Source organism: Arthrobacter sp. UYP4 (assembly GCF_057291175.1).
This window is the reverse complement of record NZ_JBXAVU010000004.1, coordinates 269,624-292,076: the sequence shown is the minus strand read 5'-3', so window position 1 is coordinate 292,076 and position 22,453 is coordinate 269,624. Positions and strand designations below refer to the sequence as shown.

The 22,453-nt window shown below is 71.2% G+C and carries 23 protein-coding genes; 3 read left to right on the top strand and 20 right to left on the bottom strand.

From position 1 onward, the window contains the following. Positions 1–70: 70 nt before the first annotated feature. Positions 71–1,456, top strand: coding sequence for a DNA repair protein RadA (gene radA / locus AC0Z9V_RS15390; protein WP_133080102.1), 1,386 nt, complete (start codon positions 71–73; stop codon positions 1,454–1,456). A 248-nt stretch (positions 1,457–1,704) separates the two neighbouring features. Continuing rightward, the gene (gene disA / locus AC0Z9V_RS15385; RefSeq protein ID WP_133080101.1) at positions 1,705–2,781 is read left to right on the top strand and encodes a DNA integrity scanning diadenylate cyclase DisA; all 1,077 of its coding nucleotides are present in this window, start codon (positions 1,705–1,707) and stop codon (positions 2,779–2,781) included. 61 nt (positions 2,782–2,842) lie between these two features. Here disA and AC0Z9V_RS15380 read toward each other — a convergent pair whose 3' ends face one another. After that, a complete protein-coding gene (locus AC0Z9V_RS15380) occupies positions 2,843–3,592 on the bottom strand; it encodes a hypothetical protein (protein ID WP_485142022.1) in 750 nt (249 codons plus the stop codon). Between the two features lie 86 nt (positions 3,593–3,678). Between AC0Z9V_RS15380 and AC0Z9V_RS15375 the strand changes: the two genes are divergently transcribed. Next, the gene (locus AC0Z9V_RS15375) at positions 3,679–4,698 is read left to right on the top strand and encodes an HhH-GPD family protein (protein ID WP_485142021.1); all 1,020 of its coding nucleotides are present in this window, start codon (positions 3,679–3,681) and stop codon (positions 4,696–4,698) included. A gap of 83 nt (positions 4,699–4,781) precedes the next feature. Here the strand turns inward: AC0Z9V_RS15375 and dhaM are convergent, their stop codons facing one another. The 19 genes from dhaM to folE form a co-directional block, all read right to left on the bottom strand. Further along, complete coding sequence (dhaM, locus tag AC0Z9V_RS15370) at positions 4,782–5,525, bottom strand: dihydroxyacetone kinase phosphoryl donor subunit DhaM (RefSeq protein ID WP_459268409.1); 744 nt, start codon at positions 5,523–5,525, stop codon at positions 4,782–4,784. Further along, entirely contained in the window at positions 5,522–6,172 is a 651-nt protein-coding gene (dhaL, locus tag AC0Z9V_RS15365) for a dihydroxyacetone kinase subunit DhaL (RefSeq protein ID WP_133080098.1), read from the bottom strand. The genes dhaM and dhaL overlap by 4 nt, the downstream gene beginning before the upstream one ends. A gap of 2 nt (positions 6,173–6,174) precedes the next feature. Beyond that, positions 6,175–7,176, bottom strand: a complete 1,002-nt coding sequence (gene dhaK / locus AC0Z9V_RS15360) for a dihydroxyacetone kinase subunit DhaK (RefSeq protein WP_485142020.1) — start codon at positions 7,174–7,176, stop codon at positions 6,175–6,177. A 229-nt stretch (positions 7,177–7,405) separates the two neighbouring features. After that, entirely contained in the window at positions 7,406–7,582 is a 177-nt protein-coding gene (locus AC0Z9V_RS15355) for a CsbD family protein (protein ID WP_133080462.1), read from the bottom strand. 123 nt (positions 7,583–7,705) lie between these two features. Then, the gene (locus AC0Z9V_RS15350) at positions 7,706–8,215 is read right to left on the bottom strand and encodes an amino-acid N-acetyltransferase (RefSeq protein WP_133080096.1); all 510 of its coding nucleotides are present in this window, start codon (positions 8,213–8,215) and stop codon (positions 7,706–7,708) included. Between the two features lie 36 nt (positions 8,216–8,251). Then, entirely contained in the window at positions 8,252–10,273 is a 2,022-nt protein-coding gene (locus AC0Z9V_RS15345) for a prolyl oligopeptidase family serine peptidase (RefSeq protein ID WP_485142019.1), read from the bottom strand. Between the two features lie 162 nt (positions 10,274–10,435). Beyond that, positions 10,436–12,943, bottom strand: coding sequence for an ATP-dependent Clp protease ATP-binding subunit (locus AC0Z9V_RS15340; protein WP_133080094.1), 2,508 nt, complete (start codon positions 12,941–12,943; stop codon positions 10,436–10,438). 123 nt (positions 12,944–13,066) lie between these two features. Next, complete coding sequence (locus AC0Z9V_RS15335; protein WP_459268413.1) at positions 13,067–13,396, bottom strand: histone-like nucleoid-structuring protein Lsr2; 330 nt, start codon at positions 13,394–13,396, stop codon at positions 13,067–13,069. A gap of 87 nt (positions 13,397–13,483) precedes the next feature. Further along, complete coding sequence (locus AC0Z9V_RS15330; RefSeq protein ID WP_459268414.1) at positions 13,484–13,639, bottom strand: hypothetical protein; 156 nt, start codon at positions 13,637–13,639, stop codon at positions 13,484–13,486. A 44-nt stretch (positions 13,640–13,683) separates the two neighbouring features. Continuing rightward, positions 13,684–15,186 (bottom strand): lysine--tRNA ligase, encoded by a 1,503-nt coding sequence (gene lysS / locus AC0Z9V_RS15325; protein ID WP_459268415.1) that lies wholly within the window; start codon positions 15,184–15,186, stop codon positions 13,684–13,686. 48 nt (positions 15,187–15,234) lie between these two features. Then, positions 15,235–16,161, bottom strand: coding sequence for a pantoate--beta-alanine ligase (panC, locus tag AC0Z9V_RS15320; RefSeq protein ID WP_459268416.1), 927 nt, complete (start codon positions 16,159–16,161; stop codon positions 15,235–15,237). 80 nt (positions 16,162–16,241) lie between these two features. Then, on the bottom strand, positions 16,242–17,192 hold the full coding sequence (locus AC0Z9V_RS15315; RefSeq protein WP_485142018.1) for a Rossmann-like and DUF2520 domain-containing protein: 951 nt from the start codon (positions 17,190–17,192) through the stop codon (positions 16,242–16,244). Next, complete coding sequence (locus AC0Z9V_RS15310; RefSeq protein WP_485142017.1) at positions 17,182–18,963, bottom strand: PH domain-containing protein; 1,782 nt, start codon at positions 18,961–18,963, stop codon at positions 17,182–17,184. The genes AC0Z9V_RS15315 and AC0Z9V_RS15310 overlap by 11 nt, the downstream gene beginning before the upstream one ends. Continuing rightward, entirely contained in the window at positions 18,960–19,475 is a 516-nt protein-coding gene (locus AC0Z9V_RS15305) for a PH domain-containing protein (protein WP_485142016.1), read from the bottom strand. The genes AC0Z9V_RS15310 and AC0Z9V_RS15305 overlap by 4 nt, the downstream gene beginning before the upstream one ends. Next, entirely contained in the window at positions 19,468–19,953 is a 486-nt protein-coding gene (locus tag AC0Z9V_RS15300; RefSeq protein WP_133080089.1) for a DUF3180 domain-containing protein, read from the bottom strand. Before AC0Z9V_RS15300 ends, AC0Z9V_RS15305 begins: the two co-directional genes overlap by 8 nt. A gap of 6 nt (positions 19,954–19,959) precedes the next feature. Continuing rightward, positions 19,960–20,451, bottom strand: a complete 492-nt coding sequence (folK, locus tag AC0Z9V_RS15295; RefSeq protein WP_133080088.1) for a 2-amino-4-hydroxy-6-hydroxymethyldihydropteridine diphosphokinase — start codon at positions 20,449–20,451, stop codon at positions 19,960–19,962. Further along, positions 20,448–20,840, bottom strand: a complete 393-nt coding sequence (folB, locus tag AC0Z9V_RS15290; protein ID WP_459288881.1) for a dihydroneopterin aldolase — start codon at positions 20,838–20,840, stop codon at positions 20,448–20,450. Before folB ends, folK begins: the two co-directional genes overlap by 4 nt. 11 nt (positions 20,841–20,851) lie before the next feature. Continuing rightward, complete coding sequence (gene folP, locus AC0Z9V_RS15285; RefSeq protein WP_485142015.1) at positions 20,852–21,760, bottom strand: dihydropteroate synthase; 909 nt, start codon at positions 21,758–21,760, stop codon at positions 20,852–20,854. A gap of 6 nt (positions 21,761–21,766) precedes the next feature. Continuing rightward, positions 21,767–22,384: a GTP cyclohydrolase I FolE gene (gene folE, locus AC0Z9V_RS15280; protein ID WP_485142014.1), complete on the bottom strand. Its 618-nt coding sequence runs from the start codon at positions 22,382–22,384 to the stop codon at positions 21,767–21,769. Positions 22,385–22,453 lie beyond the last annotated feature (69 nt).

Sequence of the window (22,453 nt, the reverse complement as noted above, 5' to 3'; positions counted from 1 at the left end):
GTACGGGCGGGTACGGGCGGAGAGCCGGCGCCGGACCGCCTCTGTCGGTGCCCGCCGGTAGCCTGAAGCAATGGCCACCAAGACCTCCCCTGCCACCCGCGCGAGCCGCAGCAACGCACCCAACTACCGCTGCGCGGAGTGCGGCTGGACGACGGCCAAGTGGGTGGGCCGGTGTGGTGAGTGCCAGGCCTGGGGAACCGTGGAGGAGACCGGCCAGGTGGCAGCCCGGACCACCGCGGCCACGGCCGTGACGACACCGGCGCGGCGCATCGCCGAGGTCGATGCCACCCTGTCCGGGTTCCAGCCGACGAAGATCGACGAGCTGGACCGCGTGCTCGGCGGTGGGCTGGTGCCGGGCGCCGTGATCCTGCTCGCCGGGGAGCCCGGCGTCGGGAAGTCCACCCTGCTGCTCGACGTCGCGGCGCGCGTGGCACGGCTCGGCAAGGACGTCCTCTATGTCACGGGCGAGGAGTCCGCAGCCCAGGTGAAGCTCCGCGCCGACCGCATCGACGCCGTCGCCGATTCCCTCTACCTCAGCGCGGAGACGGATCTCGGCCAGGCCCTCGGCCAGGTGGAGACGCTCGATCCCGCGCTGCTGATCGTCGACTCCGTCCAGACGCTCAGCAGCGCGGCGGTGGACGGGAGCGCCGGCGGCGTCACCCAGGTCCGGGAGGTCGCTGCATCACTCATCGGGGCCGCGAAGGCGCGCGGGATGACCACGCTCCTCGTCGGGCACGTCACCAAGGACGGCTCCATCGCCGGTCCGAGGCTGCTCGAACACCTCGTGGACGTCGTCTGCCAGTTCGAGGGCGAGCGCCACTCCCGGCTGCGTCTCCTGCGCGCGGTCAAGAACCGGTACGGCCCCACGGACGAGGTGGGCTGCTTCGACCTGACGGACGGCGGGATCGAGGGACTCGCAGACCCCAGCGGGCTCTTCGTCTCGCGGACCAAGGATCCGGTGTCCGGGACATGCATCACCGTCACCCTCGAGGGCAGACGCCCCCTGCTGGCGGAGGTCCAGGCCCTGCTGGCGGAATCGGCCAACTCGCAGCCGCGGCGGGCGACGAGCGGCCTGGACAGCTCGCGCGTCGCCATGCTCCTGGCCGTGCTGCAGAGTCGCGCATCGGTCAGCCTCTCCAAGGACGACAGCTACGTCGCGACGGTCGGCGGTGTCCGACTGTCCGAGCCCGCGACGGATCTCGCCGTCGCCCTGGCCATCGCATCCGCGAAGACCGACCACCCACTGCCCGCCCGGCTCATCGCGTTCGGCGAGGTGGGACTGGCCGGGGAGGTGCGCCCGGTGCCCGGGATCGGCCGGCGCATCCAGGAGGCGGAGCGGCTCGGATTCACGCACGCGATCGTCCCGGCGTCGCCCGGCGGGACGGGCCCTGTGCCGAAGGGCTTCTCCGTCCGGGAGGTGTCGACGCTCGCCGAGGCCCTGGCCCTCCTGTTCTAGGCAGTGAGGCCCGGGCCGCGGCATCCGGACGGAACGCCGGGTCCGCCGTCGACGCGATCCGGGAGGACGGCCCGATGGAGTGTTACCGATCTGCGACGACGGCCGGTACGGAGGATTTCCCGCGCGCCAGTAGTATTATCATCGGCTGCGCGGCTAGACCCGCGGCCGTTGACTGCCGTCCGAGGCTCGACGGCGGCCGCCCGACTGCGCCGGGCCTTCAACAGCGCGGGCGGTGAAAGGATAGGCCCATGGTTCGTAGTCCGGAGGACTCGCTCAAAGCCACCCTCGCCAGAGTAGCCCCGGGAACCCAGTTGCGGGACGGTCTTGAGCGAATCCTGAGGGGACGCACGGGTGCTCTGATCGTGCTCGGCTTCGACCGCACGGTGGATTCGATCTGCTCGGGCGGCTTCGACATCGGCATCGAGTTCTCACCGACCCGTCTGCGGGAACTGGCGAAGATGGACGGTGCGATCGTGTGCGACAAGGACGCGAGCCGGATCCTGCGGGCTGCGGTGCAGCTCGTACCGGACCACACCATCGAGACCCAGGAATCCGGCACCCGGCACCGGACCGCCGAGCGCGTGGCGAAGCAGACGGGCCTGCCCGTGATCAGCGTCAGCCAGTCCATGCAGATCATCGCCCTCTACATCGACGGGCTCCGTCACGTGCTGGAGGGTTCCGAACCGGTCCTCGCACGCGCCAATCAGGCCCTCGCCACGCTCGAGCGCTACCGTGCTCGCCTGGACCAGGTCACGAACTCGCTCTCGGCCCTCGAGATCGAGGCCATGGTGACCGTGCGGGACGTCGCCGTGACGCTGCAGCGCCAGGAGATGGTCCGCAGGATCTCGGAGGAGATCTCCCAGTACGTGCTGGAACTCGGGGTCGACGGCCGCCTGCTGTCCCTGCAGGTGGAGGAACTCACGACCGGCCTCGGACCCGGCAGCGAGATGGTGCTGCGCGACTACATGGACCTCGGCTCCAGCACGGCTCCGCTCGACGAGCGCGTGGCCACCCTGCAGGGCTTCAGCTCCACGGATCTCATCGACCTCGGTACGATCGCCAGCGTGCTCGGCTTCAATCCGTCGGTCGACTCCCTCGAGGCCGTCATCCAGCCGAAGGGCTTCCGGCTGCTGTCGGGCATCAAGGCCGTTCCGCCGGCCGTCGCCAACCGCCTGGTGGAGCACTTCGACGGACTGCAGAACCTCATGGCCGCGAACATCGAGGACCTCATGGCGGTGGACGGCATCGGGGAGCAGCGGGCGCGCACCGTCCGCGAGGGCCTCTCGCGGATCGCCGAGACGAGCCTCCTCGACCGCTTCATGTGACGGCGGGGGTGCGGTCGGGCGGTGCGCAGGACACGCGCCCGTCCGCAGCGCCGCGGAGGACCTACTGCAGCGTGAACTCGGCCGGAGCGCTGCTCCTCGCCCCGAGCCTCGTGGTCAGGGAGTAGCCTCCGGCCGCGGGCTGCTCGTCGACAGCGGTGCATCCCGGGACACTGCGGTTGCGCGACCACTCGAAGGTGGCGCGCTCCTCACCGCCCGGCGCGATGGTGCGCTGGAGGTCCTGGGAGGACTGCTGGCAGTCGATCGAGGAGAACACGCGCTCGTCCGCGCGGGTCAGGACGAACTCCATCTGCGAGGTGCCGACGTTCACCGTGCAGGGCTCCGTCCCCTCGTTGCGGACCACCAGGGACAGCACCGGGTCCTCGTCCGGTCCGTAGGCCTGCTCGTCGGTCTCCGCCGCGACCGTCACGTCGGCTGCGCAGGCGGCCGCAGCAGCGCCTGCAGAGGGGCGGGCGGTCGTCGCACGCGGCGTGGGAGCGGGTGACGTGCGCGACGCCGTCGGGGTCGGGGCCGCACTCGCCGGGGGGCTCGACGGGGTGGGGCCCGACGGCGGGGTCGCGGTCGATGTCGGGGACGGAACGGCCGACGCCGTGGCGGGCGCGGGCGTCCCGCCGGCCGCGTCGGCGCCGCGGCCCAGCACGCCGGCCAGAGCGATCGCCCCGACGGCGAGCGCCGCGACCACCAGGAATGCCAGGAGGACCACCGCCAGCCGCCGACGGCGGTACATGGCGGGGCTGGGTCCCCGCCTGCCGCCTGTTCGCCTGCCCGTGCCGTGACCGCCCGTAGATGCCATCCATCAAGGCTAGGGACGGCCGCTCGCATTCTTCCCGGCACCACGCCGGTGGCTAGAGTATTCACGACGAGAATCCAGGAGCACCCATGAACCCCGGCAACGGAACACCCCCCGGTCCCGGCAGCCCGCGGAACCCGGCGGGACGGGCCGCCCCCGCACCTGCGGACCTCCACCTGCGGGTGACGGACTGGTTCCGGGAGAATGCCCGGGACCTGCCCTGGCGGGATCCCGGGTGCTCTCCCTGGGGCATCCTCGTCAGCGAGGTCATGCTGCAGCAGACACCGGTCGTCCGCGTACTCCCCGTGTGGCGGGAGTGGCTGGAGCGCTGGCCGACGCCGGCGCATCTCGCCGCCGAGCCATCGGGGGCGGCTGTCCGCCACTGGGGCCGCCTCGGCTACCCGCGCCGGGCACTGCGCCTCCACGCCGCGGCCACGGCGATCGTCGCCGGGCACGCCGGCGAGGTACCCGCCACGTACGACGAGCTCCTCTCCCTGCCCGGCGTCGGCACCTACACCGCCGCCGCCGTGGCCGCCTTCGCCTTCGGCCGCCGCGAGACCGTCGTCGACACGAACATCCGCCGCGTGCACGCGCGCCTCGTCGGCGGGACCGCCCTCCCCGCTCCGGCGTTGACGGCGGCGGAGACGAGGCGGGCAGTGGCCCTCCTGCCCGACGACGAGGCTCTGTCCGTGCAGTGGAACGCCGCAGTGATGGAACTGGGGGCCGTGGTCTGCACCGCGCGTGCACCGCTCTGCGACGCCTGCCCGGTCATCGACGCCTGCGCCTGGATCGCCGCCGGGCGTCCCGCTCCCGAGTACGTGCCCAAGGGCCAGTCATGGGCGGGCACCGACCGGCAGGTCCGCGGCGCCATCGTCGCCGTGCTGCGGCACGCCGACAGCCCCGTGGCACGCCCGATCCTGCTGCGGGCTCCCGTCGACCTCGGCATCGGGGTGCCCGTCGACGTCCCCCACCTCGCCGGACACGCGGGCCCACTCGCCGCCCTGCACGGCCTGCAGGCGCCGACCGAGCAGCTCGAGCGCGCCCTCGCCGGGCTGCTGGCGGACGGCCTCGCCGAGGAGACCGAGGCGGGCCTGCGGCTGCCCGGCTAGGGGACTGATCGCAGGAGGTCACCCGGCCAGGAGGCTCCGGGACCGAGCAACCCGACCGGTCGGGCGGAGGCCGCCTGATCGGATCAGGCCGGTTCGCCGAACCCCGACTCGACCGCCTGGCCGACGAGATCCACGGCCGCCTGCGCGTCGGGGCCGCTGGCCTCGACGGTGACCGTCCGGCCCTGCCCGAGACCGAGGCTCATCAGGAGCATCACCGACTTGCCGTCGACGCCGTTGACGGTCACCTCGGCGTCGAGGTCGGCGAGTCCCGCGGCGAGGGTGGCGGCAGGGCGGGCATGCAGTCCCATCTGGTTCGGCAGGACCCAGGAGCCGCTCACCGTCGCTCCGACGGACGGCGACCCGTCCTCCCCGGCACCTCGACCGGGTGACGCGGCGCCATGGCTCACGAAGGGCTCGAACTCCTCGGGCCGGACGGAGACGACGGCGCTCTCTGCTGCCCGGACGACGTCGTCGAGGGAGGATCCCCCCTGCGCCTGCACGGCAGCGGCGACGGCCCCTTCGACGAGGGCGGCCTGGGCGAGACGCACCGTGTCCCGGACCTCGGGGTCGAGGAACTCGAGCACCATCTCGGCCGTCATGACGGCCGAGCCGAGGTCGGTCAGGACCACCACGCCGTCACCCTCCGACGCGCGCCCGATCGCGGCCTGCACGCGGTCGAAGCTCGTGCCGATGCGCGCCGGCCCGGTGCCGTCCTCCGCACCGCCCGCAGCCACGAGGACGACATCGGGTGCCATCTGCGCTGCGAGCTCGACGACCCCCTCGGCGATCTTCTCACTATGCGAGACGATGACCAGTCCGACGCTCATGCGACCTCTCCTCCGGCGGCCTCCGAGGCGGCCTGCAGGATCAGCGCGGTGGACACCGCCCCGGGATCCTGGTGCCCCGCACTGCGTTCACCGAGGTAGCTCGCCCTGCCCTTGCGGGCGATCAGCGGTTCGGTGGCCACGGCTCCCGCGTGGGCGGCGTTGGCGGCCGCCGCGAGCACCTCGGGTGGGGTGGCTCCCGCACTGGCCGCGGTCTCCGCCGATTCGGTGGCGGGTGTCCAGGCGTCGACCATCGTCTTGTCGCCCACCTCGGCCTTGCCGCGGGCGACGATGCCGTCACGGGCCGCCCTGATCATCGCGGCCGTGGCTGCGGCGTCCACCTCACCGGCGTCACCGAGGGAGGTCGCCGCACGGAGGAAGGCCGTGCCGTACAACGGTCCGGCGGCACCGCCCACCGTGGACATCAGGGTCATGGCGACCTGCTTGAGGACGGCCGCGGGCGTGCCCGGGGCGTCCCCGGCGTCGAGCTTCGCGACGACCGCGCTGAAGCCCCGATCCAGGTTCTCTCCGTGGTCCGCGTCGCCGATCACCCGGTCGAGGTCGATCAGCAGGGCGCGGTTCTCGGCGACGACGCGGGCCGTCTCCCGGATCCAGCGGACGGCCCAGGCGGTGTCGAGGGGCTGCACCATCCTCAGGCCCCCCAGCGCAGCGCGGCGGTGTGGACCGGGGAGTCCCACAGCTCGAGCATCTCGTCGTCGACGCGCAGGATGGTCAGGGACGCCCCCTGCATCTCGAGGGCGGTGATGTAGTTGCCCACGAGGGACCGCTCGATCGTGACACCGAGTCCGTCGAGCAGCTGCGCGACTTTCCGGAAGACGATGTAGAGCTCGCTCGCGGGCGTCCCACCCATCCCGTTGACCATCACGAGGGTCCTGTCCCCCGAGGCCAGCCGGAGATCGGTGACGATGGGGTCGAGCAGCCGCTGCGTGATCCCGTCGGCGTCCTCCATGGCGATCCGGTGCCGTCCGGGCTCCCCGTGGATACCGATGCCGATCTCGATCTCGTCTTCCGCCAGGTCGAAGCTGGGCACGCCGGCGTGCGGGACGGTGCACGCGGCGAGGGCGACGCCCATCGAGCGGACGCCGTCGACCACGCGCTGCGCCACGTCGGCGACGCCGTCCAGGTCGTCGCCGCGTTCGGCCGCGGCACCGGCGATCCGCTCGACGAAGACGGTCCCACCGACGCCGCGCCGGCCCGCCGTGTACAGGGAGTCCTCGACGGCGACGTCGTCGTCCACGAGCACCGACCGCACCGTGACGCCGTCCGCCTCCGCCATCTCCGCCGCCGTCTCGAAGTTGAGGACGTCGCCCGTGTAGTTCTTGACGATGTGCAGGACGCCGGCACCGCCGTCGACCGCTGACGTCGCGGGGATGATCTGGTCCGGCGTCGGTGAGGTGAAGACCGCTCCCGGCACCGCGGCGTCGAGCATCCCGCGTCCCACGAAACCGGCGTGGAGTGGTTCGTGTCCGCTGCCGCCCCCGGAGACGATGCCCACCTTGCCCTGGACGGGTGCGTCCCTGCGGGTGATGAAGAGGGGGTCCGGGTGGACGGTCACGAGGTCGGCATGTGCGATGCCGAATCCTTCGACCGACTCGTCGACCACGGCCCTGGGGTCATTGATGAGCTTCTTCACGACGGCTGCTCCTTGACTGCGAACGGACACTCTGACAGCCTGCAGCCCGCATTCCATGGACCACCCCGGCCAGTGGCCACGTTACCGTCCGTTCCTGCCGCTGCCTATAGGCGACAGGTACCGGCGCAGCCGTCCCTTCGGGGCTTCAACGCCTGAGGGAGGGGCCCGTGTCCGGGCGCCCTCCCTCAGGTGGTCCGGCCTGCGGGGTCACCGGCAGGCCTGTGCTGTATCAGTCGCGCTTGAACGCGTCCTTGACGTTCTCGCCGGCGTCCTTGAGGTTCGAGCTGGCCTGGTCCTTGTGGCCCTCGGCCTCCAGGTTCTCGTTGCCGGTGGCCTTGCCCAGGCCTTCCTTGATCTTGCCGCCCAGGCCTTCGCCCTTGTTCCCGATCTTGTCATCCAGTCCCATGATGCGGACCTCCTTCGACTCGGTGTTCAGCCACCGGTTCCGGTGGCGTGCCAGCATCTCCGGGGAGATACTAAGTCGTCTTACCTTATCCCCCTCCGGCGGCGAAAAGCGAGCCGCCCCGGTTCAGAGCTGCCTGATCATGCGCGTATTGCCGAGCGTGTTGGGCTTCACCCGCGCCAGGTCGAGGAACTCCGCGACACCCTCGTCGTGGGACCGCAGGAGTTCCGAGTAGATCTGCGGATCGACGGCAGACTGGTCGGCCATGACCTCGAAGCCGTGGCGCCGGAAGAACTCCACCTCGAAGGTCAGGCAGAACACCCGGCTCACCCCGAAGGCACGTGCCTCCTCGAGCAGTCCCTCGACGAGCGCATGCCCGACACCGCGGCCGCGGGCAGCAGGGGAGGTCGCCAGGGTGCGGACCTCCGCGAGGTCCTCCCACATGATGTGCAGCGCCCCGCAGCCGAGCACCTCCCCGCCGTCGGACTCCGCGATGCGGAACTCGGGCAGGCCCTCGTAGTACGCCACCGTCTCCTTGGCCATCAGGATGCGCTCCTCGGCGAGCGGCTCGACCAGCGACTTGATGGCCGGGACGTCGGAGGTGCGGGCGGGGCGGATGGTGAAGGGGAGGGTCATTCGACCCACTCTACAAAGCGCCGCCCGCCCCCGCCCCTACAGACCCAGCTCGGCGGGCAGCTCCCGCTCCTCGCCGAGGACGTGCCGCGCCAGGAAGGCCTCGACGACGCCGTACCAGATGCGGGCGTGCTGGGGCTTGAGGATCCAGTGGTTCTCGTCCGGGAAGTAGAGGAAGCGGTGGGGTGTCCGGCCCTCGGCGTCGGCGGGCAGCTGCGACTTCGACAGCAGCTCGTACCAGAGCCGCAAGCCCTCGCCGATCGGCACCCGGTAGTCCTTGTCGCCGTGGATGACGAGCATGGGGGTGTTGATCTTCTCCACATGGTGGTGCGGGGAGTTCTCCTCCCTGGCCTCGGGGGTCATCTCCCGCTCCCAGTAGAAGGCGGCGTCCGTGGTGGGGCCGAACTGGTCCAGCGACCACAGGCTCGCGTGGGTCACGATGGCCGCGAAGCGGTCGGTGTGCCCGGCGACCCAGTTCGCCATGTAGCCGCCGAAGCTGCCGCCCATGGCCGCCACGCGGGTCCCGTCGATGTCCTTCCGGGCCACCAGGTCGTCCGTCGCCGCCATGAGGTCGGTATAGGGCGCGTCGCCCCACCGTCCCCAGCCGCGGTCCACCATGTGCTGCCCGTACCCCGTGGACAGCGCCGGGTCCGGCAGGAGGACCGCGTACCCGCGTGCCGCCATGATCCACGGCGACCAGCGCCACGTCCACGCATTCCACGAACCGATCGGCCCGCCGTGGATCCACAGCAGTGCGGGCGCGGGAGACTCCTCGGTGGCCCCCTCGGGGAGCACCAGCCACGACTTCACCGGCTGCCCGTCCTCCCCGACGGATTCGATGCGCTCGAGCCTGCCGGGCAGGGCGGGCCGGTCCGCCGGGTTCAGGAGGCGCTCGGTGGCGCCGGAGGCGAGGTCGATCCGCACGGCCTCCGCGGGGAAGAGGTACGAGCTGCGCAGGGCGTAGGCGGTGGCGCCGTCCGGGGAGACCTGTACGTCGGAGTATGCCGCCGCGTCCTCCGTCACCCGCCGCACCATCCCCGTGGCTACCTCGATCACGAACACCGGCGCCGCGCCGTCGTCATCCGCCGTCACGACGAGGGCCGAGCCGTCGGGCAGCCACGCGGCAGGGGACGGCCAGCGATCCCAGTCGGCGGCCAGTGGCGTCGGCTCCCCGCCCTCGAGGGGGAGCAGCAGCAGGGTGGTGGAGGGCGCGAGGTCCACGGCGGTGCGCCGGTCCTTCAGGACGGCGAGGTGGCGGCCGTCGGGGCTGACGGGGCCGGGCGAGTAGTCGCTGTCGCGGTCGTCGAGCAGGACGGTGAGTTCCCGCGTGGCCAGGTCGACGCGGGCGAGCACCGTGCGCTGGGAGCCGCGTTCCTCGGGCACGGTGAGGGCCGTGAAGAGCACCGATCCATCGGGGCTGAGCACGGGGTGGGCGTCCCGGAGACCTCCGCGCACGGACGGGGCGAGGTCCTCGAGCGACCGCGCGCCGTCGTCGAGCCCCTGCAGCCCGAAGTACCGTGGTTCGTCCGGGCCGAGGTCGGCGTCCCAGTAGCGCACCGGGTAGCCGTCGTGCAGGATGGCGGCGACTCCTGCCTCCCTGCGCACCGTGCGGCGCTCGGCGTCGTCCTCCTCGTTCGCGGAACCGGCCAGCGCGTTCGCGGTGACGACGACGACGTCGGCCGCGTCAGCCGTGGCCACCCCTGCGACGCCGCCGTCACGGGTCAGGAGCAGGGACGCCTCACCGCCCGCGGCCGGCAGACGCCACAGCGCGGCAAGCTTCTCGCCGTCCACGTCCTCCGGGTCGGGGCGTGCCGAGGTGAAGAGCAGGTCGCCGCTGGAGAGGAACACGGCGCCGGACTCCCCTGCCGCGCCCTGCGTGAGGCGCCGCGCGGGCTGCTCGCCCGCAGGGTCCACCTCCCACAACGCGGTCCTGTAGGCGGTCTTCTTGGGGTCGAGAGTCGCGACGGACGTCACGAGGCGCGTGCCTGCCCGGTCGAGGACGAGGCCGCTCAGGCGCGGCAGGGCGACGAAGTCGTCGAGCGATGAGAAAGGGGTGGTCATGCGTCATCTCTACCACCGCGTGTGGCCGCGGTCACAGCCGTTCACTCAGGGAGGAATTCCGTTGCTGAAGGCACCCATCGCACGGCGGAACCCTAGAACGGCGGAACCCGCCCTGGTGACCAGGGCGGGTTCCGTAATGCCGTGCCGTGCGTGCTGCCGGTACTACTCGGGGACGGTGGCCTCGAGAGCGGCCGGCGCATCCTCCAGCTCCTTGGGAGCACCGTGTCCGACGAAGGTGAAGCGCGCATCCACGCCCTCGCCCTCGACGTCGACGTCGACGCGCTCTCCCGACTTCAGCTCGCCGAAGAGGATCTTCTCCGACAGCTGGTCCTCGATCTCGCGCTGGATGGTACGGCGCAGCGGCCGGGCACCCATCGCGGGATCGTAGCCGCGGGTCGCAAGAAGCACCTTGGCCGCGGGGGTGAGCTCGATCGTCATGCCCTTGTCCGCCATGCGGCGGCTCAGGCGCTCGAGGAACAGGTCCACGATCTGGACGATCTCGTCCTGGGTGAGCTGCGGGAACACCACGGTGTCGTCGACGCGGTTCAGGAACTCCGGGCGGAAGTGCTGCTTGAGCTCCTCCTGCACCTTCGCCTTCATCCGGTTGTAGCTCGTCTGGGTGTCGGAGCCGGACTGGAAGCCCGTCATGACGCCCTTCGAGATGTCGCGGGTACCGAGGTTGGTGGTCATGATGATCACCGTGTTCTTGAAGTCCACCATGCGGCCCTGGCTGTCCGTCAGGCGGCCGTCCTCGAGGATCTGCAGGAGCGAGTTGAAGAGATCGGCGTGCGCCTTCTCCACCTCGTCGAACAGAACCACGGAGAACGGCTTGCGGCGGACCTTCTCGGTCAGCTGGCCGCCCTCCTCGTAGCCCACGTAGCCCGGAGGGGCACCGAAGAGCCGCGAGACCGTGTGCTTCTCGGAGTACTCGGACATGTCGAGGGTGATCAGGGCATCCTCTTCGCCGAACAGGAACTCCGCGAGTGCCTTGGCGAGCTCCGTCTTGCCGACACCCGTGGGGCCGGCGAAGATGAAGGAGCCGCCCGGACGCTTCGGATCCTTGAGGCCGGCGCGCGTGCGGCGGATGGCCTGCGAGATCGCCTTGATGGCCTCGTTCTGTCCGATGACCCGCTTGTGGAGTTCGGCCTCCATGTTCAGCAGTCGCGAGGACTCGGCCTCGGTCAGCTTGAACACGGGGATACCGGTGGAGTTCGCGAGCACCTCGGCGATGAGTTCCTCATCCACCTCGGCGATGTCGTCCAGTCCGCCGGACTTCCAGCGGCGCTCCTTGTCGCTGCGCTCGTCGTGGAGCTTCTGCTCCTTATCGCGCAGCGCGGCAGCACCCTCGAAGTCCTGGGAGTCGATGGCCGACTCCTTCTCGCGCTTGACGTCCGCGATGCGCTCGTCGATCTCCTTGAGCTCCGGCGGCGCGGTCATCCGGCGGATGCGCAGGCGCGCTCCCGCCTCGTCGATGAGGTCGATCGCCTTGTCCGGCAGGAAGCGGTCCGAGATGTAGCGCTCGGCCAGCGTCGCCGCGCTGGACAGGGCGCCGTCGGTGATGGACACGCGGTGGTGCGCCTCGTAGCGGTCGCGCAGTCCCTTGAGGATCTCGATCGCGTGGGCCACGGAGGGCTCGGCGACCTGGATCGGCTGGAAACGGCGCTCGAGCGCGGCGTCCTTCTCGATGTGCTTGCGGTACTCGTCCAGCGTGGTGGCACCGATGGTCTGGAGTTCACCACGGGCGAGCATCGGCTTCAGGATCGACGCGGCATCGATGGCACCCTCGGCCGCACCTGCGCCGACGAGGGTGTGGATCTCGTCGATGAACAGGATGATGTCGCCGCGGGTGCGGATCTCCTTGAGGACCTTCTTCAGCCGCTCCTCGAAGTCGCCGCGGTACCGCGAGCCGGCCACGAGGGACCCGAGGTCCAGCGTGTACAGCTGCTTGTCCTTGATGGTCTCCGGGACGTCGCCGCGGACGATCGCCTGGGCGAGGCCCTCGACGACGGCGGTCTTGCCGACGCCGGGCTCACCGATCAGGACGGGGTTGTTCTTGGTGCGTCGGGAGAGCACCTGCATGACGCGCTCCATTTCGGACTCGCGCCCGATGACGGGGTCGAGCTTCGATTCGCGCGCCGCCTGCGTCAGGTTGCGGCCGAACTGGTCCAGCACCACCGAGCCGGCAGGGGTTCCCTCCTGCTGCGGACCGCCGGCGGCAGCCGGCTCCTTGCCCTGGTAGCCGGACAGCAGCTGGATGACCTGCTGGCGGACACGGTTGAGGTCTGCGCCGAGCTTCACGAGGACCTGCGCGGCGACGCCCTCACCCTCGCGGATGAGGCCGAGCAGGATGTGCTCGGTACCGATGTAGTTGTGGCCGAGCTGGAGTGCTTCCCGCAGGGAGAGCTCCAGTACCTTCTTGGCCCGGGGGGTGAAGGGGATGTGACCGGACGGGGCCTGCTGGCCCTGCCCGATGATCTCCTGAACCTGCTCCCTCACGGCACCCAGCGAGATGCTGAGCGACTCCAGGGCCTTGGCGGCGACACCCTCGCCCTCGTGGATCAGGCCAAGCAGGATGTGCTCGGTGCCGATGTAGTTGTGGTTGAGCATGCGGGCCTCTTCCTGGGCCAACACGACAACTCGACGGGCACGATCTGTAAATCTCTCAAACATGAGACACACACTCCTAGCTAACGCGTAATTCGATGCTACGGGTACGGCATGAGCTTTGGGTGCGTGTTCGCCACAGGCGAGATAACGCCGGAGGGCTTCCCCTCCGGCGTTCCGTGGTGGAGGTCAGCGCTGGGCGGCGCGGTAGGCCTCCACGATCTCGCTGTTGACGCGGCCACGGGAGGAGACGTTGTAGCCGTTTTCCTTGGCCCATTCGCGGATCTGGGCGGCTTCCTGGTTGCGGGAGGCGGCCGGGGCGCTCGAGCGCTGCTGCTTCGGGGAGTTGCTGCGACGGGCTGCCCCGACGTACTCGGCGAGGGTCGAGCGGAGTTCCGAGGCATGCGTCTCCGAGAGGTCGATCTCGTACTGCACGCCGTCGAGGCCGAAGCGCACGGTTTCGTCGGCTTCCCCGCCGTCGATGTCATCGATGAGAATGATCTTTACCTTCTGCGCCACAATGCTCTCCTTATTAAGTTCCTCGATATCGATGCCCCATGAATTAGTATGCGGCATTGATGAATCGAGGTCAAAAGAAGAGCATTCCTAACTCGGATCGATTTCCCGGCCGTCATTCTTTTCCCGCGCGGCCTCGCGGTTCCTCGCGTCCTCGGCGTCCTGCATTTCCTCGGCACGTGCCAGCGCCTCGCGTTCGGCGCGGTCGGCATTGAATATGGCCTTGATCACGAAGTAGAAAAGCACTGCCAAGCAGGCTGACGGCAGGAGGACCGCTACATATTCCACCGCTACTGCCCCGCCTCGGGCTTGAGAATCGGGAAGAGGATGGACTCGCGAATTCCGACGTTCGTGAAAAGCATCACGAGCCGGTCGATTCCGAGACCGATGCCGCCCATCGGCGGGGCCCCGTACTCGAGGGCCCGCAGGAAGTCCTCGTCCAGCTGCATGGCCTCGTCGTCGCCGGCCGCGGCCTGTCGGGACTGCTCGGTGAGCCGCTCGCGCTGGATCACCGGGTCGATGAGTTCGGAGAAGGCCGTGCCGCGCTCCATCCCGCCGATGATGAGGTCCCACGCCTCGATCAGCCGCGGGTCCTCCCGGTGGGGCCGGGCGAGCGGCTGCGCCGACGGCGGGTAGTCGTAGACGAAGGTCGGCTGGATGAGGGTCGGCTCCACGATCTCGGAGAAGAGCTCGAGCACCACCTTCTCCGCGCCCCAGGCCGGGTCCAGCGAGACCTCGTGGCGTTCGGCGATCGACCGCAGCTCCTCGAGGCCGGTGTCCGGCGTGACCTCCTGGCCCACCGCGGCGGACAGACCGGGATAGACGCCGAGCCACGCCCACTCGCCGTCGAGGTCGATCGTGCCCTTCGCGGTCTCGATGGTGCGTGATCCCAGCAGGTCGGCGCAGGCGAGGATCATCTCCTTCATGCGGTCCGCCATGACGAACTGGTCGGCGTAGGCCTCGTAGCACTCGAGCATCGTGAACTCCGGGCTGTGCGTGGAGTCCACGCCCTCGTTGCGGAAGATCCGGCCGATCTCGTAGACGCGGTCGATCCCGCCGACGACGGCGCGCTTCAGGTACAGCTCCAGGGCGATGCGGAGCGTCATCTTCTGGTCGAAGGCGTTGAGGTGGGTCTCGAACGGCCGGGCCGTCGCTCCGCCGTGGACGAGCTGGAGGATGGGTGTCTCGACCTCGATGTAGTCGTGGCGGTTGAGCGTCTCGCGGAGTGTGCGCGTGATCGCGGCGCGGGTGCGGACCATCTGCCGGGCCTCCTCGCGGACCATCAGGTCCACGTAGCGCTGCCGCACGCGCGTCTCCTCGTTGACCCCGGCGTGCAGGGTGGGCAGCGGGCGGAGCGCCTTCGACGCCATGGCCCAGGAGTCCGCCATCACGGAGAGCTCGCCGCGCCGCGAGCTGATGACCTCGCCGCGCACCTGGACATGGTCGCCGAGGTCGACGAGCGCCTTCCAGTCGGCGAGGCGGTCGGGGCCGATCTCCGCGAGGCTCAGCATGACCTGGAGCCGGGTGCCGTCCCCCTCCTGCAGCGTGGCGAAGCACAGCTTGCCCGAGTTGCGGATAAAGACGACGCGTCCGACGACGGCGACCTGCCGGCCGCTCGACTCTCCCGTGGGGAGCTCGCCGAACTGCTCCCGCACCTCGCCGAGCGAGTGCGTCCGCTCCGGCCTGACCGGGTAGGCCTCGGTACCGGCGTCGAGCAGGGCCGCCCGCTTCTGCAGCCGGAAGCGCATCTGCTCGTTGAGGTCTTCCGCGGGGAGGATTTCGTCGTGAGTCACGGAAGACAAGTTTACGGCTCCGCGCCGGGCGCCGGGTGCCGGTGTGCCTCAGCCCACGACCGGCAGGAAGGTGTTGTCGATCAGGCGCACGGCACCGACCCTGGCCGCGACGACGGCGAGCGCCTGGTGCGACCGGCCATCGTCCCCGACGACGGCGAACGACGACGGGTCCACGACCTCGAGGTAGTCGAGTTCCACCAGCTCCTCGGACGCTATCTCGGCGCGCGCACGGTCGAGGTCGGGCGGTGCGCCCCGGCCGGCGGCGTCGCGCAGCCCGCGGAGCACGCGTGAGAGCACCAGCGCCGCGTCCCGCTCGGCGGGACCGAGGAAACGGTTCCGGCTCGAGAGCGCCAACCCGTCGGCGTCGCGGACGATCGGCACGCCCTCGATGCGTACGGGCACGTTGAGATCGAGCACCATCCGGCGGATGAGGGCGAGCTGTTGCGCATCCTTCTCGCCGAAGTACGCCCGGTACTCCGCCGTGGTGCCGGGCAGCCCGAGGTTCAGCAGCTTCGCGACCACCGTCAGCATGCCGTCGAAGTGGCCGGGCCTCGATGCCCCCTCGAGCACCTCGCCCATCCGGCCCGCGCTGACCCGGACCGAGGGTTCCCCGCCCGGGTACATGTCCTCGACGGACGGGGCGAAGACGACGTCGACCCCGCACCCGCCCAGGAGCCGGAGGTCCTCGTCGAGCGTGCGCGGATAGCGGTCGAGGTCCGCCGGGTCGCCGAACTGCAGGGGATTGACGAAGACGGACGCCACGACGACGTCGACGGCTTCCCGCGCCGTCCGTGCGAGTGCGGCGTGCCCGGCGTGCAGGCCGCCCATGGTGGGGACGAGGCCGAGCGACGGCGGGCCGTCGGCTCCGCCGCGGGCGGCCGCCCGGTCCAGGAGCGCCGAGGTGGCGGTCCGGAGCTCGGCCGGGGTGGAGACGAGGAGCGGGGTGGCCGGGCGGGTGGTGCCGGTCGGGGTCACGGGAGGTCCTTCGGGGAAGTGGGAGCGGTGCCGCTGCACGGCGGGGGCGGATCAGGCGGGTGGGGAAGGATCGGGGCAGGTCAGGACGGCGGACCGGAGGGGCCGTCCTGCGGCGGGCGGGGAGGCCCGCTCCCGCCGGGGACGTCCGCGAGTGCGGCGAGGATCGCCTCGCCCTGCGCCGGCGTGAGGATGCCCCGCTCGAGAGCGCGCAGTGCGGTGGCACGGGCCATACCGAGATAGGCCTGGCGGGTGTCGGGGGCGTCGTGCGCCTCGAGGGCGGCACGGTGCGCACGGACGGTCCCGGCGTCACCGCGTGCCACCGGTCCGGTCAGGGCACCCTCGCCCGAGGACAGGGCGTTCTCGAGGGAGGCCTTCATGAGCGGGCCCAGCATGCGGTCGGGATGCTGGACGCCGAGGTCGGCGAGGAGCTGGGCGGACTGCGCGGCGATCGTCACCAGGTGGTTCGAGGCGTGGGCGAGGGCCGCGTGGTACAGCGCCCGCGACTCCTCCTCGATGACGACCGGCTCCGCTCCCATCTCCACGACGAGTGCCTGCGCGATGGGCAGCACGGCGGACGGGGCGGTGATGCCGAACATGCTGTCCGGCAGGCGCCCGAGGTCCAGGCTCATCCCGGTGAAGGTCATGGCGGGGTGGATGGCCAGGGGGATGGCACCGGCCGCACGTGCGGGGCCCAGCACGGCGGTCCCGTAACGGCCGGAGGTGTGCACCACGAGCTGCCCGGCCTGCCAGACCCCGAGCTGGGCGAGCCCTTCGACCAGCTCGGGCAGGGCGTCGTCGGGCACCGTCAGCAGCACGAGTTCCGCACGCTCGATGATGTCGGGGACCTCGAGGACCGGGACCCCGGGCAGCAGGTTCTCGGCGCGTTCACGGCTCGCCTCGGATACGGCGGCCACTCCGACGACGGCGTGGCCCGCCGATCGCAGGGCCGCACCGAGGACGGCGCCGACCCTCCCCGCGCCCACGATGCCGACGCCGAGCCGTCCCGGCCGGCGGGATGCGTCAGCGGCCATCAGCGGGCTCCTCCGTCCCGCCGGGCGCGGGCGCGTAGAGCGGCACCTCGGGCATCACGTCCCGGACGCCGGGGGCGGGCCGCGCATCGTCCTGCGACGTCCCGGCGTCGTCGTGCCGGGTCTGCCCGGTGTCCCCCGTGAATCCGGCGTCCCCCGCCCGGGTGTCCGCCGTGGCGGCCGTGTCCTCCGCCCCGGTGTCCGCCGTGGCGGCCGTGTCCCCGGTGTCCGCCGTGGCGGCCGTGTCGGCCGTGTCCTCCGTGGTCCCCGTGGCGGCTGCCGCGGGGAGCGCGCCGGGGACGGGCTTCATCCACTGCTCGGGGCCGCTGCGGCGCCGGGCCTCGGCGGCGCGGGCGGCCTGTCCGTGGAAGAGCTCCCAGGCCGTGGCCGAGTCCGCGAGGAGGACCCGCGGATTGACCGGGCCGGGCGTCGTCTGGAACTGCAGGTTCGAGACGCGGAAGCGCCGCTCCACGGGGCCCTGCTCGATCGACAGCGACTGGGTCCGCTCGTGCGGGACGACGACGAGCTGGCGCCACAGCACGCCGGAGCGCATGAGCAGTGCCGTCCGCGTTCCGACGAAGCCGGTGCGCCGCCAGGCGAGGGGTGCCAGCCACCGGGCCCGGCGCGGAGTGGTCGCGAAGCCCTCGGCGCCGTCCCGGCCGGCCATGCCGGCGGTGAACACCTCGACCGGACGCGGCGTCCCGGGATCGGGCAGCACGAGGGCGAGGATCTGCAGCACCTCGTCGCGGGTGCCGACGGGGAGGAGCGTCGCACGCGCCTGTCCCTCGCTGGAGACCGACGCCCCGTAGCCGGCGACGTTCACGGTGACGCGGTACCAGCCCTTCAACCGCCAGAGCGGTGACTGCTGGATGCTCAGCGCCTGCACGCGTCCCGGCGGTACCGTCTGCGAGCGCGTGTCGAGCAGTCCGTAGCGCATGCGGATGCCGTCCGGGGAGGTCGCTGCCCGGAAGTTGTAGCCGGTGTTGAGGGCCGACCAGTAGGCGCCCACGACGCCGATGAGGATGGGGATGAAGGACGTCGCGATGATCGGTGTCTCCAGGACCACCCCGAGCGTGGTGACGACGGCGGCGGCCACGACCAGCGCCACGGTGGTCCCCGAGAGGACGGCTGCGCCGACGACCCGCGCCGGCGGGATCGCGACCACCTCCCGCTCGGGCGCCTCCACGGCCTCCTCCGGATGCTCCGGGTCCGGGTCCACGCCTGCCGCGCGCGCGAGGATCGTGGCGCGCAGCCTGCGGGCGTCGGCCAGCTTCAGGAACGCGAGCCGGACCGCGGACTCCCCCGCGTCGGCCACCTCGAACTTGAGCTCGGCGAGCCCGAAGATCCTGGCGAGGAAGGGCTGCACGATGTCGATGGCCTGCACCCGGTCGAGGCGCGCCTGCCGCTGCTGCCGGAACACGACGCCGGAGTGGACGCGCACGTGCTCGGCCGTGACCTGGTAGCGCGTGAAGTACCACGAGACGAGGAAGGCGGCCGCGACGACCACCACGACGCCGAGCACGATCCCGCCGGCCACCAGGAGGCCGATGCCCTCGGGCAGGGGACCCCGCTCCCGCGATCCGCCGTCGAACAGGCCCTCGAACCAGTCCCTGCCCACGAAGTAGAGGATGGCGACGAGCGCGATCCAGCCGCGCACCAGCGGGGAGATGAAGTGGACCCGGTGCCACGTGTCGGCAGGCGGAGCGGTGGCCTCCGGTCCGTCCGGGGCGGGAGTCGCCGGGAGGCCGCCGGAGGAGCCGGGCGGGGCCGTCACAGCCCGGCCAGCCTGGCTTCTCCCCGCGCGGACAGCTGCTCGCGCAGCCTCGTGCCCTCCTCGGAGGGCAGGCCGGGGATCAGGGCGTTCGTGGCGGGGGACGCGGTGTGGAGCTTGAGCGTGCAGATCCCGAACGCGCGCTCGAGCGGCCCGACGGCGACGTCGACGTACTGCATGCGGCCGTAGGGGACCACCATGGTGCGCTGGAAGAAGACGCCCTGGCGGACCAGGAGGTCGTCGTCGCGCTCGGCATAGCCGATCGAGGCGACCTGGCGCGGCAGCAGCACGCCCCGCCACACGGCGATGACCAGCACGGCGGCGGGGAGCCCCCAGGCGATCACGGGCGGCGGGAACGAGTCCCAGAGGCCCGTGAGGCGGAGGACGAGCGGGACACTCGCGAGGACGAGCCAGACCACCGACCCGATGAGCCAGCCGAGCAGCCGGACGCGCAGGTACTTCGGTGACACCCTGGACCACTCGAGCCCGGACGGGTCGATCGGTTCCCTACGCATATTCCCCCTCGATGGAGCCCGGAGCGCCCGTGCCGTCGTCGTCGGGCGGAAGCCTGCAGAAGCTCTCGACGACCAATCCCACCACAATCATCAGGATCCCGCCCACCATGAGTGCCACGGACCCCCACAGGGGTGCCGTGGTGGAGCGGACCGCCAGGAGGGCCACCTGGTCCACGAGGATCCCCGCGTGCCAGCCGAGGCTGAGCGCCCCCGCGTACGCACAGGCCTGTGCGAGGACGAGGGTGCGGGTGGCGAGGATCGGATCGAGGGGCCGATCGCGGTTGCCGTTGCGCCACCGCAGCACGCGGCGCCCGAAGACCAGGGTGATCCCGAGGATCACAGCCGTGGTGACGAGGGACGTCAGCGGCAGGGTCGGGGTGCCGTAGCCGTTGCGGGTCGCGAGCCAGTTGGCCAGCCAGCCGGCGAGTCCGGCCAGCACGCCCACCAGGGCCAGCCAGCGGAACCGAAGGGTGCTCACAGCGTCCTAGACTCCCTCGAAGGGCACCAGGCCCGCAAGATCGGCGGCCTCCGCGGCGAGCCCGGCGACGGGCCGGCCGCCCAGTTCCGCCCCGGGATCCATCCAGGCCCAGGGCTGCAGGACGAACGCACGGGACGCGGCGCGGGGGTGCGGGATCGTCAGCGCGTCGTCGTCGGAGGTCCACGCCCCGTACGTGATGATGTCGACGTCGAGCGTGCGCGGCCCCCAGCGCACCGTGCGTTTGCGGTGGTGGACGTCCTCGACGGACTGGCAGTGCGCGAGGAGCTCGTACGGTCCGAGGTCCGTCTCCACCTCGATCACCATGTTGAGGTAGTCGGGCTGCTCCGGGCCTCCCACCGGCTTCGTCCGCACCACGGGCGAGACGGCGCGGAGGCGCACGTGCTCGGAATCCACGAGGTCGGCGACGGCGCGCACCAGGGTGTCGCTGCTGGCTCCGAGGTTGCTGCCCAGTGCGAGGACCGACCGGACCGTGCTCATGCCCGGCTCCGGCGCAGCGTCACGGCGACGTCACCGAACGGCACCTCGATGGGTGCCTTCGGCTTGTGGACGGTCACGTCGACGGCGGCGACGGGGAACGCGGCCAGGACCGCCGAGGCGATCGTCTCTGCGAGGGCCTCGATGAGGTCGAAGGGCTTCCCGCCGATGATGCCGTGCACCAGTTCGGCGAGCTCCCCGTAGTGCGCCGTCCTGGCGAGATCGTCGCTGGTCCCCGCGGGTTGCAGGTCGAGGTGGAGCACGACATCCACCGCGAAGGGCTGGCCGTCCCGGCGCTCGTGGTCGAAGACGCCGTGGTACCCCTTGGCGGTGATGCCGGTGAGCACCACCGTGTCCAGGTGCCCGGAGGGTGAACCGGGCCTGCCCGGCACGGGAGACCCGTTCACCGTCGGGTGCCGGCGGCGGCGACCTTGACGGCGTCGAGCGTCGCGGCAGGATCATGGACGCGGACGCCCCAGGCGCCGGCGGCGGCGGCCAGGGTCGCGACCGCGAGTGAGGCGGAGTCGCGTTCTCCGGGCGCCGCGGCCCTGCCCGCCGAGGTCAGGAGGGTGCCGAGGAACCGCTTGCGGGAGGCGCCGACGAGCACGCGGTGTCCCAGCCCGGTGAAGGCGTCGAGGTTCCGCAGGATCGCCCAGTTGTGCTCGTCAGTCTTCGCGAAGCCGAGTCCCGGATCGAGGATGATCTGCTCGGCGGCGACGCCGGCGGCCATGAACCGGTCGCGCAGTCCGACCAGTTCCGCGGTCACCTCCGCGACGACGTCGCCGTAGGTCGCGAGGCCGTCCATCGTCGCGGCCGTGCCCCTCCGATGGGTCAGGACGTAGGGCACGCCGCGCTCGGCGACGAGTGCCGGCATGGCGGGATCGAAGCCGGCGCCCGAGATGTCGTTGACGATCGCGGCACCCGCATCCAGTGCCTGCCGCGCGGTCTCCGCGTGCATGGTGTCGATGCTGATCAGGGCTCCGGCCTTCACGAGGGCCTTCACCACCGGGAGCACGCGGGCCAGCTCCTCCTCGACCGGCACCTGGCGGGCGTTCGGGCGGGTCGACTCCCCACCGACGTCGATGATGTCCGCACCCGCGTAGTGCATGCGGAGGCCGTGGCCGATCGCGTCGTCGGTGGTGGCGTACCTGCCGCCGTCACTGAAGGAGTCCGGAGTGACGTTCAGGATCCCCAGGACGACGGAGCGGTCCGCCGGCAGGTCCCCGACGGCCTTTGCCACCCGGACCGGCCGGAGGACGGGCAGCGGCGAGGTCGCCGGCCCCGTCCCGGGCGCTGCAGCGAGAGAATCCATGGGGTCCTACCTTCCGAGTATGAGGCTCATCGCCTCGGCACGCGTCGCCGTCTCATGGATCTGGCCGCGCACGGCTGACGTGACGGTCTTTGCTCCGGGTTTCCGCACCCCGCGCATCGACATGCACATGTGTTCGCATTCGATGACGACGATCGCGCCCTTGGGCTTCAGGTGCTCCATCATCGCATCGACGATCTGCGTGGTCAGCCGTTCCTGGACCTGGGGGCGCCGTGCGTAGACCTCCACGAGGCGCGCGAGCTTGCTGAGGCCGGTGACGCGGCCCTCCTCCGACGGGATGTAGCCGAGGTGGGCCGTCCCGTGGAACGGCACCAGGTGGTGCTCGCACGTGGAGTAGAACGGGATGTCCTTCACCAGCACGAGTTCCTGGTGGTTCAGGTCGAACGAGGTGGACAGCACCTCGCTGGCATCCTGGTGCAGCCCCGCGAACATCTCCGCATACGCCTTCGCCACCCGCTTGGGCGTCTCGAGCAGGCCGTCGCGATCCGGGTCCTCGCCGATCGCCGCCAGGATCTCCCGGACCGCCCGCTGGATGCGGACCTGGTCCACGGGGGAACCGGTGGCTTCCAGCGCGGCCTCCACCACCTCGTCGTCGAAATCAGTCACAGCTCTTCCACCCCTTCCTCGGACACTGCTCGCCACCGGCCCCCTGGCCGGTGGCGTACTCCTGCGGAA

What these genes read in the sequence shown, in the direction of transcription:
- AC0Z9V_RS15355 (WP_133080462.1), bottom strand. Translation starts at nt 7,582, where the DNA reads ATGGGACTGGATGACAAGATCGGGAACAAGGGCGAAGGCCTGGGCGGC.
- disA (WP_133080101.1), top strand. Translation starts at nt 1,705, where the DNA reads ATGGTTCGTAGTCCGGAGGACTCGCTCAAAGCCACCCTCGCCAGAGTA.
- AC0Z9V_RS15375 (WP_485142021.1), top strand. Translation starts at nt 3,679, where the DNA reads ATGAACCCCGGCAACGGAACACCCCCCGGTCCCGGCAGCCCGCGGAAC.
- AC0Z9V_RS15315 (WP_485142018.1), bottom strand. Translation starts at nt 17,192, where the DNA reads ATGGCCGCTGACGCATCCCGCCGGCCGGGACGGCTCGGCGTCGGCATC.
- dhaL (WP_133080098.1), bottom strand. Translation starts at nt 6,172, where the DNA reads ATGGTGCAGCCCCTCGACACCGCCTGGGCCGTCCGCTGGATCCGGGAG.
- AC0Z9V_RS15345 (WP_485142019.1), bottom strand. Translation starts at nt 10,273, where the DNA reads ATGACCACCCCTTTCTCATCGCTCGACGACTTCGTCGCCCTGCCGCGC.
- dhaM (WP_459268409.1), bottom strand. Translation starts at nt 5,525, where the DNA reads ATGAGCGTCGGACTGGTCATCGTCTCGCATAGTGAGAAGATCGCCGAG.
- folK (WP_133080088.1), bottom strand. Translation starts at nt 20,451, where the DNA reads ATGAGCACGGTCCGGTCGGTCCTCGCACTGGGCAGCAACCTCGGAGCC.
- AC0Z9V_RS15380 (WP_485142022.1), bottom strand. Translation starts at nt 3,592, where the DNA reads ATGGCATCTACGGGCGGTCACGGCACGGGCAGGCGAACAGGCGGCAGG.
- AC0Z9V_RS15350 (WP_133080096.1), bottom strand. Translation starts at nt 8,215, where the DNA reads ATGACCCTCCCCTTCACCATCCGCCCCGCCCGCACCTCCGACGTCCCG.
- AC0Z9V_RS15340 (WP_133080094.1), bottom strand. Translation starts at nt 12,943, where the DNA reads ATGTTTGAGAGATTTACAGATCGTGCCCGTCGAGTTGTCGTGTTGGCC.
- folP (WP_485142015.1), bottom strand. Translation starts at nt 21,760, where the DNA reads ATGGATTCTCTCGCTGCAGCGCCCGGGACGGGGCCGGCGACCTCGCCG.
- AC0Z9V_RS15305 (WP_485142016.1), bottom strand. Translation starts at nt 19,475, where the DNA reads ATGCGTAGGGAACCGATCGACCCGTCCGGGCTCGAGTGGTCCAGGGTG.
- radA (WP_133080102.1), top strand. Translation starts at nt 71, where the DNA reads ATGGCCACCAAGACCTCCCCTGCCACCCGCGCGAGCCGCAGCAACGCA.